Origin of the sequence: Stenotrophomonas sp. OVS01A, from assembly GCF_019969775.1 — a bacterium.
Taxonomy (GTDB): Bacteria; Pseudomonadota; Gammaproteobacteria; order Xanthomonadales; family Xanthomonadaceae; genus Stenotrophomonas; species Stenotrophomonas indicatrix.
The window spans coordinates 155,680-171,964 of sequence record NZ_JAHXYV010000004.1; the positions used below are offsets into that span (position 1 = coordinate 155,680).

Below are 16,285 nucleotides of genomic sequence, written 5' to 3' on the forward strand. Positions count from 1 at the left end.
TCCGGGATCGGTAGAAGCGGCAGTGTATGTCGCTATTGGCGGTTTCGGAGGGTTTTACAAATTTCCTCATTGTTGCTGGCAGGGGCGTCGCTAGCGTGGCAGGAGGCCGCACCGCGATGCGGCCATGCCCCTGCCTGCGACATGAGGATGTCCACCGTGAATGTCGCTGGCCCTTTGGCCCGCATCGCCGCCCTGTCGCTGTTGTCGGCGCCGGCCTGGGCCGGACAGTGCGAAGGCCCCATCCTGCTTGCCTATCCCGCTGACCGTGCGCCGTTGTCGTCCAGTCAGGACGACACGCCACAGGGGCTGGTGGCCGCCTACCTGGCGCTGCTGCAGGAGCAGGTGCCCACGCTGCGCGCCACACCGGTCGCGGCGACGACGCTGGCCGCTGCCGCGCTGCCTGCCGGGACCCACGCCGTGCTCGGCTGGCCGCGCGCGCAGACGCCGAAAGGCTGGGTGGCCAGCGTGCCCTACCTGCAGGTGCCGCAGGTGATCGTGCGACGCCCCGACGCGCTGCCGATCCACGGCCTGGACGGACTGCACGGTCGCGGCGTGGCCAGCCTCGACACCGTGCCACTTGCCAGGGTGCTGGAGGAGTCGGGCGCGCATGTGCCGCTGCTGCAGGTGGCGGCGTTGGACAAGGCGCTGCAGCTGCTGATCAGCGGCCAGATCGATGCAGTGGTGGGCAACCTGGTGGAAGTGGAAGCGGCGCTGCGCGATCAGCCTGGCGGCGCGCTGGACGTGGCGGCGCCGGCCGGCTTCAGCGACGCACTGGTACTGGCGGCGCTGCCGGCGTGCGCGCACCTGGTGGATCGCTTCAACCAACTGCAGGCAGCTATGACGGAGGAGCAGCGCGAGGCATTGCGGGCCCATTGGGTCTCGACATCCCCTCGCCGCGGCCAGGTGCCGCCGGTGTCGCCCCTGCGCGGCTTGATCGCGGTGCTGCTGATGCTGCTGACAATGGGCCTGGTGCATGCATTCGGTTACTGGCGACTGCACCGCGAAGGCCTGCGCAGGCAGGCGCTGGAGCAGCGTCTGCAGGAGGTCACCGCCAACCTGCCGGCGGTGGTGTACCAGGCGCGGCGCAGCAGCACCGGCGAGTACAGCGTTCCCCACATTGCCGGCGATGTGCATGCCCTGTTCGGGATCAGCGTAGATACCGCGCGGGTCGACCATGGAAGCCTGCTGGCAGCAGTCCATCCGCAGGACCGCCGCTCGGTGCTGGCCTGCGTTGATGCCGCCGCGCTGGTGCGTGGGCCCATCGACATCACCTTCCGCACGCGCGGCCCCAACGGCTGGCGCTGGGTACGTTCGCACGGGCGCCCGATTGCCTGCAGCGACAGCGGCGTGGAATGGAGCGGATACTGGATGGATGTCACCGAGGCGCGCGCACGCACGCAGGCACTGAACGATGCGCGGCGTGATGCTGAGCAGGATGCTGCCGCCAAGAGCCATTTCCTGGCCACCATGAGCCACGAGATCCGCACGCCGATGAGCACCTTGCTGGGAATGCTGGAGCGCTTCGGCAGCGGCGCGCTGGATGCGCGCCAGCGCCAGGTACTGGCGACCATCGATGATGCCGCGCAGATGCTGCGGCAGATCCTTGATGACGTCCTGCACAGCCAACGCCTGCAGTCCGGCCCACAGCCACCGCAGTGCCTGCCCACCGACTTGGCCGAACTGCTGCGTGCGGTGCAGCGCCTGCTGGTGCCGGTGGCGGCAAGCAAAGGGCTGCATCTGCACTGCGAGGTGGATCCTGCGCTGCAGCGTGGATCGTTGGCCGATGCGCTGCGCCTGCGCCAGATCCTGTTCAACCTGGCGGGCAATGCGCTGAAATTCACCCTGCAGGGTGGGGTGGACCTGCAGGTGCGGGTGCTGCAGCAGCGCGAACGTGGCCAGCAGCTGCGCCTGCAGGTGACCGATACCGGTGTGGGCATCAGCCGGGAGCGCCAACGGGCGGTATTTGCAGCATTTACCCAGGCCGACGCCTCCACCACCCGGCGCTTCGGTGGCAGCGGCCTGGGCCTGGCGATCTGCCGGGACCTGGCGGCATCGATGGGCGGGCAACTGCAGCTGTGCAGTACGCCGGGCGCGGGCACCACGGTGTGGCTGGACCTGTACCTGCCGGCCTGCGAGGCGCCATCGGTGAAGCATCGTGATGATGCGGCTGGCCTGCACGAATTGCCGCCGGTACGGGTACTGGTTGCCGAAGACCATCCCACCAACCTGCAGCTGCTGGTGCGACAGCTGCGGGATCTGGGCCTGCAGGTGCATGCCGCAGCCAATGGCGAGCAGGCCTGGCAGGCGTGGCAGACGCAACGGTTCGCGCTGGTCATCACCGACTGCCACATGCCGGGCATGGACGGCTTTGCACTGGCCCGCGCGATCCGCGCCGATTCCCGTGCCGACGCGGCAAGGGTGCCGATCATCGCGTTGACCGCCAGCGTGCTCGACACTACCCGCCAGGCCTGCCTCGACGCTGGCATCGATCATTTCATCGCCAAGCCGGTCGACCGCCAGGCACTGCATGCCACCCTGGCCGCAGTGCTGATGCCGCTCGATCTGTCAGTGCGCCAGTAGCCGGGCGATGCTGGCGGCGGCGTCGCGACCTTCGGCCACGGCGGTCACCACCAGATCGGCACCGCGCACTGCGTCACCCCCTGCGAACAGCCGGGGATGTGCGGTCTGGAAGGGCAGCTTGCCCTTGCCTCCGGCGAGGATGCGGCCGTTGGCCTGGCCCTCCACGCCATGCTCGGCCAGCCACGACGGCACGCTGGGCGAGAAACCGAACGCGATGATCACCACGTCCGCTTCCAGCAGCGACTCGCTGCCCTCGATCTGTACCGCGTTCTGGCGGCCGTTGGCATCGGGTTCGCCCAGGCGCGTCTCGATGACGGTGACGCCGATCACTTCGTCATCGGCGCCGGCTTCGATCGACAGCGGCTGACGGTTGAACAGGAAGCGCACGCCTTCCTCGCGCGCGTTGGCCACTTCGCGCGCGCTGCCCGGCATGTTGGCTTCGTCGCGGCGGTAGGCACAGGTGACCTTGGCCGCGCCCAGTCGCACCGCGCTGCGCACGCAGTCCATGCCAGTGTCGCCACCGCCGAGGACCACCACGCGCTTGCCATTGAGGTCGGGCAGGGCGATCTGGTCTTCCCAGCCGGCGATCGGGCGGCCCTGCGGATCATCGCCGCCGACGATGCGGCTGTTCTGCACCAGGAACGGCAATGCCGGCAGCACGCCCTTCAGGTCCTGGCCGTCGAGGCCACCATCGGTGTAGCGATACGCGCCGGTACCGACGAACACCGCATCGTGGGTGTCCAGCAGCTGCTGCAGGCTGATGTCGCGGCCGATCTCCACGCCGAGGCGGAACTGCACGCCCATGCCTTCAAGCACGTCGCGACGACGACGGATCACGTCCTTGTCCAGCTTGAAACTGGGGATGCCGAACTGCAGCAGGCCACCGACCTGTTCGTAACGGTCGTAGACCACCGCGGTGATGCCGGCATGCGCCAGGCGGTCGGCACAGGCCAGCCCCGCGGGGCCGGCACCGATCACCGCCACCGTGTGGCCGGTGGGCTGCACCGCCGTCATGTCCGGCCGCCAGCCGGTAGCCAGCGCGGTATCGACGATGTACTTCTCCACCGCGCCGATGGTGACCGCACCAAACTCTTCCAGCGTGCAGCTGCCCTCGCACAGGCGATCCTGCGGGCACACCCGGCCGCACACTTCCGGCAACGGGTTGGTGCTGTGGCACAGCGTGGCTGCTTCGTGGATGCGGTTCTCCTGCACCAGCTGCAGCCATTGCGGAATGGCGTTGTGCACCGGGCACTTCCAGCTGCAGTACGGGTTGCCGCAGTCCAGGCAGCGGCCTGCCTGGTACTGCGCATCCTCCTTGCCGAACTTTCCGTACAGCTCACCCCAGTCGCCGGAGGTGCGCAGTTCAACCGGGATGCGCTGCGGCATGGTCCGGGGCAGGTCGAGGAACTGGAAGGCGTGCTTGCGGCTCATGGCGGACTCTGTGGATTTCCGGATGCCGGCCAGCGGCCGGCACTACAGCGGTGGGGAAGCCGGTGCGCCCAGTGCATGCGGCGCATCCGTCACGTGCGGTGTGTCACGCCGCGCGGCGCAGGGTTTCGGTCAGCGACTCGATGCTGGCGGCCTTGGGTTTGACCAGCCAGAACTTGCCGATGTAATCGCGGAACTCGTCCATGATCTGCTGCGCCCAGATGCTGCCGGTCAGTTCGCGATGACGGCCGATCAGGCGGTGCAGGTGCTGGCGGTAGTTCTCGAACCCTTCGGCGGAGACGCGATGGATGTCGATCAGCTCGTGGTTGTAGCGGTCGACGAAATCGCGGTCCACGTCCAGCACGTAGGCCAGGCCACCGGTGAAGCCGGCACCGAAGTTCAGGCCGACCTTGCCCAGCACCAGCACCACGCCGTCGGTCATGTACTCACAGCAGTGATCGCCTGCACCTTCCACTACCGCCAGTGCGCCGGAGTTGCGCACGGCGAATCGTTCACCGGCACGGCCAGCGGCGAACAGCTCGCCACCGGTTGCGCCATACAGGCAGGTGTTGCCGATGATGGCGGTGCTGCGTGCCTCGAAGCGTGCGCCACGCGGCGGACGCACCACCAGGCGGCCACCGGCCATGCCCTTGCCGACGTAGTCGTTGGCTTCACCCTCCACTTCCAGGTGCAGGCCGCCGACGTTGAAGGCGCCGAAGCTCTGCCCGGCGCTGCCGCGGAAGCGCAGTTCCAGCGGCGATTCGGCCATGCCCTGGTTGCCGTGCGCGCGCGCCACGGCGCCGGCCAGGCGGGTGCCGATGCTGCGGTCGGTGTTGTGGATCAGGAAGCGATGCTCGCCACCGCGCTTGTGTTCGATGGCCTCGGCCAGCAGGCCGTCCATCTGCGTGGCCAGGCTGTCCGGAGATTCATACAGGCGCTGTGCGGCGCAGTGGCTGCCCGGGTAACTGGCGTCGGCCAGCAGCCGCGACAGGTCCACGCGCACGTCCTCGCGCGGCGAGACCTCAAGCTGGCGCAGCAGGTCGGTGCGGCCGACGATTTCCTGCAGCGAACGTGCGCCCAGCACCGACAGCCAGCCGCGTACTTCCTCGGCCAGCAGGCGGAAGAAGTTCTCCACGCGCTCGGGCTGGCCGGTGAAGTGGTTCTCGCGCAGGCGCTCGTCCTGGGTGGCGACGCCGGTGGCGCAGTTGTTGAGGTGGCAGATGCGCAGGTACTTGCAGCCCAGCACGATCATCGGCGCGGTGCCGAAGCCGAAGCTGTCCGCACCCAGCAGCGCTGCCTTGACCACGTCCAGGCCGGTCTTCAGGCCGCCATCGGTCTGCAGCAGGGTGCGCCCACGCAGGTCGTTGGCCACCAGCGCCTGGTGCGCCTCGGCGATGCCCAGTTCCCACGGCACGCCGGCGTAGCGGATCGAGCTGACCGGGGAAGCACCGGTACCGCCGTCATGGCCGGAAATGGTGATCAGGTCAGCACCGGCCTTGACCACGCCCGCCGCGATCGTGCCGACGCCGGCATGGCTGACCAGCTTCACCGACAACAGCGCGGTCGGGTTGACCTGCTTGAGGTCGTAGATCAGCTGCGCCAGGTCTTCGATGGAGTAGATGTCGTGGTGCGGTGGCGGCGAGATCAGGCCGATGCCCGGCCTGGCATAGCGCAGGCGTGCGATCAGTTCATTGACCTTGTGCCCGGGCAGCTGGCCGCCTTCGCCGGGCTTGGCGCCCTGCGCAACCTTGATCTGCAGCACTTCGGCGTTGACCAGGTATTCGGCGGTGACGCCGAAGCGGCCTGAGGCCACCTGCTTGATCTTGCTGCGCTTGTCGGTGCCATAGCGTGCCGGGTCTTCGCCACCTTCGCCGGAATTGCTGCGGCCGCCGAGGCGGTTCATCGCAATGGCCAGCGCTTCATGCGCCTCGGGAGAGAGCGCACCGAGGCTGATCGCGGCGGTATCGAAACGCGGGAACAGATCGCTGGCCGGTGCCACTTCGTCCAGTGGTGTCGGCGTTGCCGCCGGCACCAGCTGCAGCAGATCGCGCAGCGCCGACGGCGGGCGCGCATGCACGGCATCGCAGTACTGCTGCCACGCACGCGGGTCACCGCTGCGCGCTGCGCGCTGCAGGGTGGTCACCACGTCCGGGTTGTACATGTGGTACTCGCCGCCGTGCACGTACTTCAGCAGGCCGCCGACATCCACGCCCTGCTGGGCGTCCCAGGCCTGCGCGCACAGTTCACGCGCGTCGGCATCCAGGCGTGCGAAGCCGGCGCCACCGATGCGCGACGCGGTATCGGGGAAGCACAGGTCCACGACCTCCGGCTCCAGGCCGATGATCTCGAACAGCTGCGCACCGCGGTAGCTGGCCACGGTACAGATGCCCATCTTCGAGATGATCTTGGACAGGCCCTTGTAGATGCCCTTGCGGTAGCGGCGGCCGATCTGCGACTGCTCACCGCCCTTGCTGAGCTTGAGGATGCCGCGTCGGCCGAGGTCGAACAGGGTCTGGTAGGCCAGGTACGGATACACCGCCGTGGCACCGAAGCCGAGCAGGCAGGCCATGTGGTGCGCGTCGCGCGCGGTGCCGGTTTCCACGATCAGGTTGACGTCGCAGCGCAGGCCCAGCCGTGACAGGTGGTGGTGGATGGCGCTGGTGGCCAGCAGCGCATGCACCATCGGCCGCCCGGCCACCGGGTAGCGGTCGGACAGCAGCAGCATCACCATGCCGTCGCGCGCAGCCTGTTCGGCTTCGACGCAGATGCGTTCGATGCCCGCACGCAGGCCTTCCTCTTCGCTGTAGGACAGGTCGAGCAGGCGGTTGGCCTGCACGTACTGGTCCATCTTCAGCAGCTGGCGCAGCTTGCGCTGGCTCAGCACCGGCGAGTTGAGGATGACGTGGTTCACCGTCTCCGGGCCGGCATGGAAGATGTTGGTCTCCTTGCCGAGCTGGGTGGACAGGGACATTGCGCAGTCTTCGCGCAGCGGGTCGATCGGCGGGTTGGTGACCTGCGCGAAGGCCTGGCGGAAGTAGTCGTACAGCGGACGGCTGCGCTGGCTGAGCACGGCCATCGGCGTGTCATCGCCCATCGAGCCGGTGGCTTCCTGCTCGGTCTCGGCCAGCGGCCGCAGCACCTGTTCCACTTCCTCGCTGCTGAGCTGGTACAGCTTGTGGTAGCTGCGCAGGGTGCTTTCGTCGAACGGCTCTTCCACCAGCGACGGGTCGATCAGTTCGGTCTGCAGGTAGGTGACGCCCTGCTGCAGCCACTGCTTGTACGGTGCACGGCCGCGGTTGATGCGGTCGATGGCCTCCGAATCGAGCAGGTCACCGCGCTTGAGGTCGATGGCGATCATCTCGCCCGGGCCGAGCTTGCCCTTGCGCACCACGCGCTCGGTCGGTACTTCCCACACGCCTGCTTCGGAGGCGACCAGGAAGTGACGATCCGCGGTCAGCATCCAGCGCGCCGGGCGCAGGCCGTTGCGGTCGAGGGTGCACACCGCGTAGCGGCTGTCGCAGGCGACGATGCCGGCCGGGCCGTCCCACGGTTCGCTGTTGAGGCCGTGGAACTCGTAGAACGCAGCCAGGTCCGGGTCCTTGAATTCCAGCGACTGCGTTGCCGGCGGCACCAGGATGCGCAGGGCCTGGATCAGCTCCATGCCGGCGGACACCATCAGTTCCAGCATGTTGTCCAGGCTCTGCGAATCGGAGCCGTGCATGGAGATGACCGGGTCGAACTCGCCGATGTCGAAACGGGGCGTCTTCCACACCTTGCTGCGCGCCTGTGCCCAGCGCCGGTTGCCTTCGATGGTGTTGATCTCGCCGTTGTGGGCGAGCATCCGGAACGGGTGCGCCAGCGGCCAGCGCGGCAGCGTATTGGTGGAGAAGCGCTGGTGGAACACGATGGCGCTGGAGGCCAGTTCGCGCCGCTGCAGGTCCGGGAAGAAGCGGCTGAGCTTGTCCGGCAGCACCATGCCCTTGTAGCTGATGGCGTTGGGGCTGAGCGTGGTGACGTAGTAGTCGGCGTGCGCACGCAGCTGCTGTTCGCTGCGGCGGCGGGCCAGGAACAGGGCCAGGCCGAAGCCGGCGTCATCCTGGCCGACGCCGGCATCGACGAACACCTGCTCGATGCGCGGCAGGGTGTCGCGTGCCAGTTGTCCGCAGACGCTGTCGTCGGTCGGTACCTCGCGCCAGCCGGCCACCTTGCAGCCCACCGCTTCGATCTGCTGCTGCAGCTGCGTGCGGCAGGCCTGCGCGGCATCGGCATCGTGCGGCAGGAACACCAGGCCCGCAGTGAAGCGCGCGCCGACGGCGATGCCGGCTTCACTGGCCAGCAGTTTCAGGAAGGCATCGGGGCGGCGCAGCAGCAGGCCACAGCCATCGCCGGTGAGCCCATCGGCGGCGACACCACCACGGTGGGTCATGCGCGAGAGCGCAGCGATGGCGGTATCCACCAGCAGGCGCGAAGGCTGGTCGTCGAGCTGGGCGACCATGCCAAATCCACAGGCATCGCGCTCGGAGCGCGGGTCGTAAAGCCCTTGGCGGTTGCGGGGGGCCATCTCTACCTCGATGCAGATTGAAATGAACGGGGACACTCCTGCCCGCTCTGTAGAGCACGCCCTGTACGTCATGGTGGAGTGTGCCGCGCATGGCGCGGCCCGTCGGGAAGCCGCTTGGCGCACGCCCATACGGCGTTGCTCACCTTGCGCAGGCACTCGCCTGCGCGGCGGCGCGCGCCTTGTCTGGCCGCACGCCAAGTGTCTTCACACTCACCCTGACGCACACGCCGTGCTCTTCCTGGAGCGCATCATGAGGCCACCGGATGCCTCGACTAGATCACAGGTTGCTGCAACGCCGCAATACACGGTTGCAGGCGCAACCAAAGCGCCGGCAAACGCTTGCCGGCGCGGGGTTCCTCAGCCGCAGCGGACGCCGCTTACCACGTCCTTTGCGTCCACTTCGATGTTCAGGCGGTCGCCCAGGAACTCCATCGTGGTGACGTCATTGGGGTGCAGCACGCGCAGCTGCTTGGCCGCGGCATCTTCCTGGGCCTGCTTGCCGAGCGCTTCGGTGTAGGGCTGGCCGACCAGGCTCTGCACCTGGCTGGCATCGCAGTTGCCGACCGGCGGTGCTTCGGTGGCCTTGCCGGCTTCGTCGGCCGGCGCCTTGGCGGCCTCGGCGGCCTGCTGTGCGTGGGCGGTGGCCGAATCCTGCTCATCCAGCGACGGCGCCTGGCAGGCGGTCAGGGCCAGCACGGCCGGCAGCAGCAGGGCGGAGAGGGAACGGGCGCGGATCGGGAACGACATCATGACTCCGGAATGGAAGGGACGGTGAAAGGCCGAGCATAGCGGCGAACCCGCCCTCACGTGTTTGTCTTGCGTTATTGACGTGGCCACGCCGCGCCGATCGGCAGACTGCAGGCATGCCAGCGACCCCCACACCCGAACGCCAGGCCGCGCGCGCCGCCGGCCTGCGCTACGTCGATGACACCCAGCCCGGTTTCAGCCGCGTCCGCGCCGGCAAGGGTTTTTCCTATCGCGATGCCGATGGTCATGTCGTGCGCGATGCCGCCACCCTGCAGCGCATCCGCGCGCTGGCCATTCCACCGGCCTATACCGCCGTGTGGATCTGTGCCCGCGCCGATGGCCACCTGCAGGCCACCGGCCGCGACGCGCGCGGGCGCAAGCAGTACCGCTACCACGCCGACTGGGCGGCCGTTCGCGACGCCGGCAAGTTCGACCGCACCATCGCCTTCGCCCAGGCGTTGCCAGCGCTGCGGCGGCGCCTGGGCCGCGACCTCAAGCGCAGCGGTTTCCCGCGCGAGAAGGTGCTGGCGGTGGTGGTCGCGCTGCTGGCCGACACGCTGGTGCGGGTGGGCAATGAAACCTATGCGCAGGAGAACAAGTCATACGGCCTGACAACGTTGCGCAACCGTCACTTGGACCTGCTTCGGGGTGGCCGGGTGCGCATGCGCTTCCGGGGCAAGTCCGGGCAGTTGCAGGAGGTGGTGGTCGGTGACCGTCGGCTGGGCGCGCTGGTGCGCAGCGTGCAGCAGCTGCCGGGTCAGGCCCTGTTCCAGTACCGCGACGACGCGGGCGAGGTGCAGCCGGTGGATTCGGGCGCGGTCAACGACTACCTGCGCGAGGTGATGGGCGAGGACTTCACCGCCAAGGACTTCCGCACCTGGGGCGGCACGATGGCGGCGGTGCAGGCCTTCGCCGCCACCGAGCTGCCCGAGCCGGCCAGCCAACGCGCGCTGGCCAAGGCGCAACGCGAGGTTGTGTGCCAGGTGGCGGCGCGCTTGGGCAATACGCCAGCGGTATGCCGCAAGGCCTACATCGATCCCTGCGTGTTCGCCGGTTGGGAACGCGGCGAACTGACCGCACTGGCGGGCCTGCGCGGCCCGCGGCAGTGGGAACAGGCGACACTGAAGGTGCTGCGCCGGGCCCGGCGGCTCAGCCGCAAGGCAGGTCAGCCGCAGTAGATGGCGGTGATGTTGTTGGTGCGGCCGGTTTCGATGGTCAGGCGATCCCCACCTTCCGTGGCTGCGCCGGCGGCCGGATCGGCAGCGCCGCTGGCGGTGTTGCCGCTGCGCTCGCGGCTGCCGCGGGTTACCTGCACGTGCAGGCTGTCGCTGTCCACGCGCGCACGTTCGATGGTCATGCCCGAAGCGGCCAGGCCGACTGCGCCGCGCACCTTGTCGGTGTGGCACTGGCCTGAAATCACCCCATCGATCGGCTGGACCTGGGCGACCGGGCTGCTGCTGCAGGCGGCGAGAGCGAAGCAGACGGCGGCGGTGGCAATGGCATGTTTCATGGGGGACGTTCCTCGTGTTGTGGCCTGCAGGGTGCGACGACACGCGTGGTGGCGGAATGAATGCCGTGCACGCGACGGACACAGATCGCTCACTGCCGCCAACAGCCTGCGTGGAGACACTGCACGAGCGGCGCACGCCGCCCCCGGTACTGCGGCGCACGCGCCCCGGTAGTGCCGGCCGCTGGCCGGCAACCCCCATCCTCCCGAGGAGACCTGCATGGCCACCACCAAGAAAACCCCCGCCCGCCGCAAGGCATCGCCGAAGGTACGCAAAGGCACCCAGGCAGCGCCCGCCGCCGCCGAAGCCACCACGTCCGATCGCCCGCGCGTGGTGAAGACCGCCACCCGCAAGGCCGCCGCTTCCGATCCACGCGCGGCGCGCGTCGCAGCGCGGCAGCGGCGCCTGCAGGACCAGGAAAAAGCGAAGGATGTGCGCGTAGCGAAGAAGGCGGCAAAAAAGGCGACCAAGAAGACCACCACCCAGGCTGGCCCGCGGCATCAGCCGGAGAAGATGCCGGCGCAGCATCTGGCCAAGCCCGGCCATGAGCACGCACTGGAACTGGCGCCGCGCTTCCTCGCGCCGGATTACGTCGGCAGCGGCAAGCTGCAAGGGATGCGAGCCATCGTCACCGGTGGTGATTCCGGCATCGGCCGTGCGGTGGCGGTACTGTTCGCCCGCGAAGGCGCCGACGTTGCCGTGCTGCATCTGGATGAAGCCAAGGACGCCGAGTTGACGCGTCAGCACGTGGAAAAAGAGGGCGGCCGCTGCGTGGTGATCGCCGGCGACGTGCGCGACCCGCGCTTCTGCAACAAGGCAGTCAAACAGGTGGCCAAGGCGTTTGGTGGCATCGACATCCTGGTCAACAACGCGGCGTTCCAGCTGCACTGCGAGCGCCTGGAAGACCTGGAAGATGCGCACCTGCAGGAAACCCTGCAGACCAACATCGGCGGTTACATCCAGATGGCACGTGCAGTGCTGCCACACCTGGGCGAGGGCGCCAGCATCATCAACACCGGCTCGGAAACCGGCCTGTTCGGCAGCAAGGCACTGATCGATTACTCGGCTACCAAGGGGGCGATCCATGCGTTCACCAAGGCGCTGGCCAGCCAGTTGCTGCCACGTGGCATCCGGGTCAACTGCGTGGCGCCGGGTCCGGTGTGGACGCCGTTGAACCCGGCCGACAAGCAGGCCAAGGACGTGGCCGAGTTCGGCAAGGACAGTGACATGGGGCGGCCGGCACAGCCCGAAGAGCTGTCGCCGGCCTATGTGTTCCTGGCCTCACCGGCCTGCGCCAGCTACATCAGCGGGGTGATCCTGCCGGTGATGGGCGGGCCGCGCGGTTAGCGCGCGGCGGCAACGCCCTTGGGCGCGGCAGTGTAGAAACCGGCGATGCGCGGTATGAACTGCTGCGGATTGGCGCCGACAAGATTGGTCAGCACGACAACGGCGAGTTCGCGCTCGGGATAGACGATGAAGGCCGAGCGCGCACCGCCCATGCCACCCACCTGCAGGTCGGGTGCGGTGTTGAACACCGGCCAGCCTGCGGCCCAGTCGCCGGCACTGCCATCATTGAGGTGTTCGGCCGACCACATCTGTTGCACCGCGCGCAGCTCCAGCAGGCGTCCCTCCTGCAGTGCAACCAACCAGCGCGCGGTGTCATCGGCCGTGGTGAGGATGCCGCCGCCGGCCCACAGGCTGGGCGGCATGTCGTAGAACCAGTGCGACAGGCGTGGCGTCGCATCCTTTGCATCGGTGGCGCGTGGCAGGTAGCTGTACATCGTCGCCGCATCCGGGATCAGGTCGTAGCTGTCGCCGAACGTGGTGCGTGCCATGCGCGCGGTGGAGAACTGGCCGGTGGCCAGGAAGCGTTCGTAGGGCATGCCGGATTGCCGCGCGATGATCCTCGCCAGCAGCAGGTAGTTGGTCTGGTTGTACTGGAAACGCTCGCCGGCCCTGGCCTCTGCCGGCAGCGCGCGGACCGCCTGCCATGCGTCCTGTTCCGAGCCCCCACCCAGCAATCCCTCTGCATCGAGGATGTCGGGCAGGCCGGAAGTGTGGGCGAGCAGCTGGCGCACCCGCACCGCCCGCCAGCTTTCGGGCAGGTCGTCGAGATAGCGCGCGATGGGCGCGTCCAGATCCACCCGCCCGTCCTGTGCCAGCTGCGCCAGAGCGACGCCGGTGAAGGATTTGGTGGCCGAGTTGAGCGGGAACCGGGTGCTGCGGGTGGCGACCACGCCGTTCTCGACGTTGGCCAGCCCATAGGTTTCCGACAGCACCACCTGGCCATCCTTGACCACCGCGATCTGCAGGCCCGGGATGCGCTGTTCCTGCATGGTCTGGCGGATGAAACGACGGGTCTGGTCGTTGGCCTGGTCCTGGTTGGCGGAGACGGCGGCGAAGGGCAGCAGGCTGATGATCATGAGCAGGGTTCGTAGCGTCTGGCGAGGCATGCGGGTTCCCGGAGGGCGGAAAGATCGGCGGCGGTGACGGCCGCCGCAGGCGACAGGCCATGGGTCGGATGCGCGCCCGGCGTAAAAGGTTTAAGCCGGCTGCGCGCCCTACCGTTCGTCGGCCCATGACTTCCGGGGGGTTGACTACAGGTGTCGTCATGGCAACAGTAGCGACACGTGTAGTCAAGGGAGTGTTGTCATGCGTGGCAAGACCATCGGGGACCAGGAACTGGCCCTGCTGCAGTATGTGGATGAGCAGGCACCGGCCAGCGTCGGCGAGGTCGCCAGCGGCTATGGCGAACCGCGCGGACTGGCCCGGTCCACGGTGTTGACGATGATGGAGCGCCTGCGCGCCAAGGGTTACCTGCAGCGCAGGCAGCAGCAGGGTGTCTACCGTTACCAGCCCACCCGTGGCCCGGAGAGCGTGCTGCAGGGCGCCGTTGCCCAGTTCGTCGACAACACGCTGCAGGGCTCGGTGTCGCCATTCGTGGCGTACCTGTCGCAGCGGCAGAAGGTCAGCGACAACGAACTGGCCGAACTGGAAGCGCTGGTGGCCGAACTGCAATCGCGTCGCCAGGAGGACTGAGCCATGGATACCTCGATGTTGATTCCGATGCTGGAACGGCTGGGCTGGACCAGCCTGCAGACCGTGCTGCTGGTGGCGCTGGTGTACCTGCTGTGCCGCGCGCTGCCGGCACTGTCGGCGGCCACCCGTTGCCGGTTGTGGTGGCTGGTGTCGCTGCAGGCGGTGGTCGGTCTGTTGTGGAGCCAACCGCTGCAGCTGGCCTGGTTGCCCGCACCCGATGCGGTGGCAGTGACGACCGTGGATCTTGCGGCGGACGCGATATATACGATGGCACCGGAGGCATCGGCGCACCTGCTGGCGAACACGCCGATGGGTGATGTCGGCAGCACCCCGGTGGCCTGGTGGGCGTTGGCCCTGGCCGCGCTGTGGATGTCCGGTGTACTGCTGATGGCGTTGCGGACCTTCGGCGAATGGCGCCGTTGCCGTGCGCTGCTGGCGGCGTCGTATCCGTGCGAGGACCAGGCGCTGGTGCAGGCGTTGCAGCTGGCCTCGGATGCGCACGGCCTGCGCCGCGCGCCGCGCCTGTGGATGAGCGACCAGGTGGACGCGCCGCAGCTGGTCGGGCCGTTCCGCCCGGTGCTGCTGCTGCCGGCGGGAATGAACGCGCTGCAGGGCGATGCGCTGGACCTGGCGCTGACCCACGAGCTGCAACACCTGCAGCGTCGTGACCTGCAGTGGGGGCTGCTGCCTGCCTTGGCCCAGCACCTGTTCTTCTTCCATCCGCTGCTGCGCCTGGCCGTGCGCGAATACGCCCAGGCCCGCGAGGAAGCCGTGGATGCGGCGGTGGTCGGCCAGCACGGTGCCAGCCGCCATGCCTATGGCCGGTTGCTGCTGCAGCTGGGTGTGGCGCCGCAGCCACACCTCGGCGTGGCCAGCGCAGCGCCCAGCACCACCAGCCTCAAGCGCCGCCTGCTGTCGCTGCAGTCGCACCGGGCGTGCCCACGCCTGCTGGCCGTCGGCTTGACGCTGGTTGTATTGGCCGTGGGTGTGGCGCCGATGCGGCTGGTGGCCGCGCCGGTCCCGCCTGCACCGCCGGCACCGCTGCGCGCTGTGCCAGCGCCGCCGCCGCCGCCCGCAGCACCCCCGGCACCGGCAGCGCCGCCTGCCGCAGCGGTACCGGCAGAGCCGGCCGACTGGGCCGAGCCGGCAGAACCGGCCGAGCCTGAGGAACCTGCCGACGTCAATGAAGACGAGGAGCAGGACGCAGGCACCCATGCGCACTCGCAGACCACCATCGTCACCCATGGCCAGCTGGATCTGGGTACGCCGCCGCAGCAGGCCTTCGTCCTCGTTGATCACGGCCAGGCGTTCGCCAATGCCGGCATGGACGATGTGATGCAGGCGCGCAGCCGGCTTGGTGACGGCCCCGCCCTGTGGTTCCGCCAGGGCGACAAGCGCTACGTCGTGCGCGATCCGATGCTGATCCAGTCGTTGCAGCGTGCCTATGCCGGCGCCGTCGACCTGAGCCGCCAGCAGAGTGAACTGGGGCGCCAGCAGAGTGTGCTGGGTCGTCAGCAGGGCCAGCTCGGCCGCGAGCAGGGCGAGCTGGGCAGGCTGCAGGGCGAAGAGGCGCGTGAAATCGCCCTCGCCGCCGCACGGGCTGCACGCAGTGCGATCAACGATCGCGACATCAATCGCGAAGCGGCAGCCGAAGCGGCGCGGGCTACACGCGGCGCGGTGGATGATGCGGCGATTGCACGAAAGGCTGCGGCCGAAGCACAGCGCGCATCACAGGCTGCCCGCAACCAGGCGCTGCAGTCCGAGCGTAGCCGCGAGATGAGCCGACTCGCCAGCCAGCAGGCCGCGCTGGGAAGCCAGCAGGCGGCACTGGGCAGTCAACAGGCCGCGTTGGGTGAGCGCCAGGCACGGCTGCAGGCACAGGCAGCGAAGCAGGCAGAGCAGGTCATCGCGCGTGCGCTGGCCAGCGGCAAGGCCGAGCGGCTCTGACAGAGCGGAGCGCCGGGCCATGCCCGGCGCCCGCAGCGGCGCGTATGCGAATGGAATCCGCCGGGCAGGGCCCGGCGCTACCCCATCAACCGCAGCTGGCGCGCTCGATACGGTTCTGTGCGTCCACCTGCACGGTCACCCGGTCCTGGCGGAAGTCCATGGTCACCGCCATCCCCGGTTTGACCACGCGTGCGTTGCGCGCGCCACTGTCGGCCACCAGCTTCTTGATCGTCGCTTCGTCGGCGGTCTTGCCGGTGAATGCGTCCAGCGCCTCGGGGCGGCACTCCTGCGGACCATCGGACACCTTGGCTGGCAGGCTGCCGGCATCGGCGGAGGCGTTGCCACCGGCATGGCTGCAGGCGGCCAGCGGCAGGATGGCCGCAAGCAGCAACAGGGGGGATCGACGCATGGCAGTACTCCTGGGTGGTGTTCAGTAGCGGCAGTGTCGCCGAGCGCTGTGTCAGTGATGTCAACG

The 16,285-nt window shown here is 68.6% G+C and carries 11 protein-coding genes; 5 read left to right on the forward strand and 6 right to left on the reverse strand.

What is annotated here, in order from left to right:
• The first annotated feature begins 147 nt into the window (after positions 1-147).
• A complete protein-coding gene (locus LC407_RS15420; RefSeq protein ID WP_223483143.1) occupies positions 148-2,580 on the forward strand; it encodes a response regulator in 2,433 nt (810 codons plus the stop codon).
• Here LC407_RS15420 and LC407_RS15425 read toward each other — a convergent pair.
• The 3 genes from LC407_RS15425 to LC407_RS15435 form a co-directional block, all read right to left on the reverse strand.
• Positions 2,566-4,011, reverse strand: a complete 1,446-nt coding sequence (locus LC407_RS15425; protein ID WP_025876048.1) for an FAD-dependent oxidoreductase — start codon at positions 4,009-4,011, stop codon at positions 2,566-2,568. The genes LC407_RS15420 and LC407_RS15425 overlap by 15 nt on opposite strands.
• A gap of 103 nt (positions 4,012-4,114) precedes the next feature.
• Entirely contained in the window at positions 4,115-8,569 is a 4,455-nt protein-coding gene (gene gltB / locus LC407_RS15430; protein WP_223483144.1) for a glutamate synthase large subunit, read from the reverse strand.
• A 357-nt stretch (positions 8,570-8,926) separates the two neighbouring features.
• On the reverse strand, positions 8,927-9,316 hold the full coding sequence (locus LC407_RS15435) for an I78 family peptidase inhibitor (RefSeq protein ID WP_025876043.1): 390 nt from the start codon (positions 9,314-9,316) through the stop codon (positions 8,927-8,929).
• A gap of 116 nt (positions 9,317-9,432) precedes the next feature.
• On the opposite strand from LC407_RS15435, the gene LC407_RS15440 reads away from it, so the two are divergent.
• A complete protein-coding gene (locus LC407_RS15440) occupies positions 9,433-10,494 on the forward strand; it encodes a DNA topoisomerase IB (RefSeq protein WP_223483145.1) in 1,062 nt (353 codons plus the stop codon).
• Here LC407_RS15440 and LC407_RS15445 read toward each other — a convergent pair.
• Positions 10,482-10,826 carry a hypothetical protein gene (locus tag LC407_RS15445; RefSeq protein ID WP_025876040.1) on the reverse strand — a complete coding sequence of 115 codons (345 nt, stop codon included), beginning with the start codon at positions 10,824-10,826 and terminating at the stop codon, positions 10,482-10,484. The two genes, LC407_RS15440 and LC407_RS15445, sit on opposite strands and share 13 nt — an antisense overlap.
• Before the next feature lie 217 nt (positions 10,827-11,043).
• Between LC407_RS15445 and LC407_RS15450 the strand changes: the two genes are divergently transcribed.
• Positions 11,044-12,171: an SDR family oxidoreductase gene (locus LC407_RS15450; protein ID WP_059063108.1), complete on the forward strand. Its 1,128-nt coding sequence runs from the start codon at positions 11,044-11,046 to the stop codon at positions 12,169-12,171.
• On the opposite strand, the gene LC407_RS15455 is transcribed toward LC407_RS15450, so the two are convergent.
• A complete protein-coding gene (locus LC407_RS15455; protein ID WP_223483146.1) occupies positions 12,168-13,247 on the reverse strand; it encodes a serine hydrolase domain-containing protein in 1,080 nt (359 codons plus the stop codon). The two genes, LC407_RS15450 and LC407_RS15455, sit on opposite strands and share 4 nt — an antisense overlap.
• 229 nt (positions 13,248-13,476) lie before the next feature.
• Here LC407_RS15455 and LC407_RS15460 point away from each other — a divergent pair, with 229 nt between their 5' ends.
• Positions 13,477-13,863 carry a BlaI/MecI/CopY family transcriptional regulator gene (locus tag LC407_RS15460; RefSeq protein ID WP_025876036.1) on the forward strand — a complete coding sequence of 129 codons (387 nt, stop codon included), beginning with the start codon at positions 13,477-13,479 and terminating at the stop codon, positions 13,861-13,863.
• Positions 13,864-13,866: 3 nt separating this feature from the next.
• Positions 13,867-15,810 (forward strand): M56 family metallopeptidase, encoded by a 1,944-nt coding sequence (locus LC407_RS15465; RefSeq protein ID WP_223483147.1) that lies wholly within the window; start codon positions 13,867-13,869, stop codon positions 15,808-15,810.
• 85 nt (positions 15,811-15,895) lie between these two features.
• Here the strand turns inward: LC407_RS15465 and LC407_RS15470 are convergent, their stop codons facing one another.
• On the reverse strand, positions 15,896-16,219 hold the full coding sequence (locus tag LC407_RS15470; RefSeq protein WP_025876032.1) for an I78 family peptidase inhibitor: 324 nt from the start codon (positions 16,217-16,219) through the stop codon (positions 15,896-15,898).
• Positions 16,220-16,285: the final 66 nt, after the last annotated feature.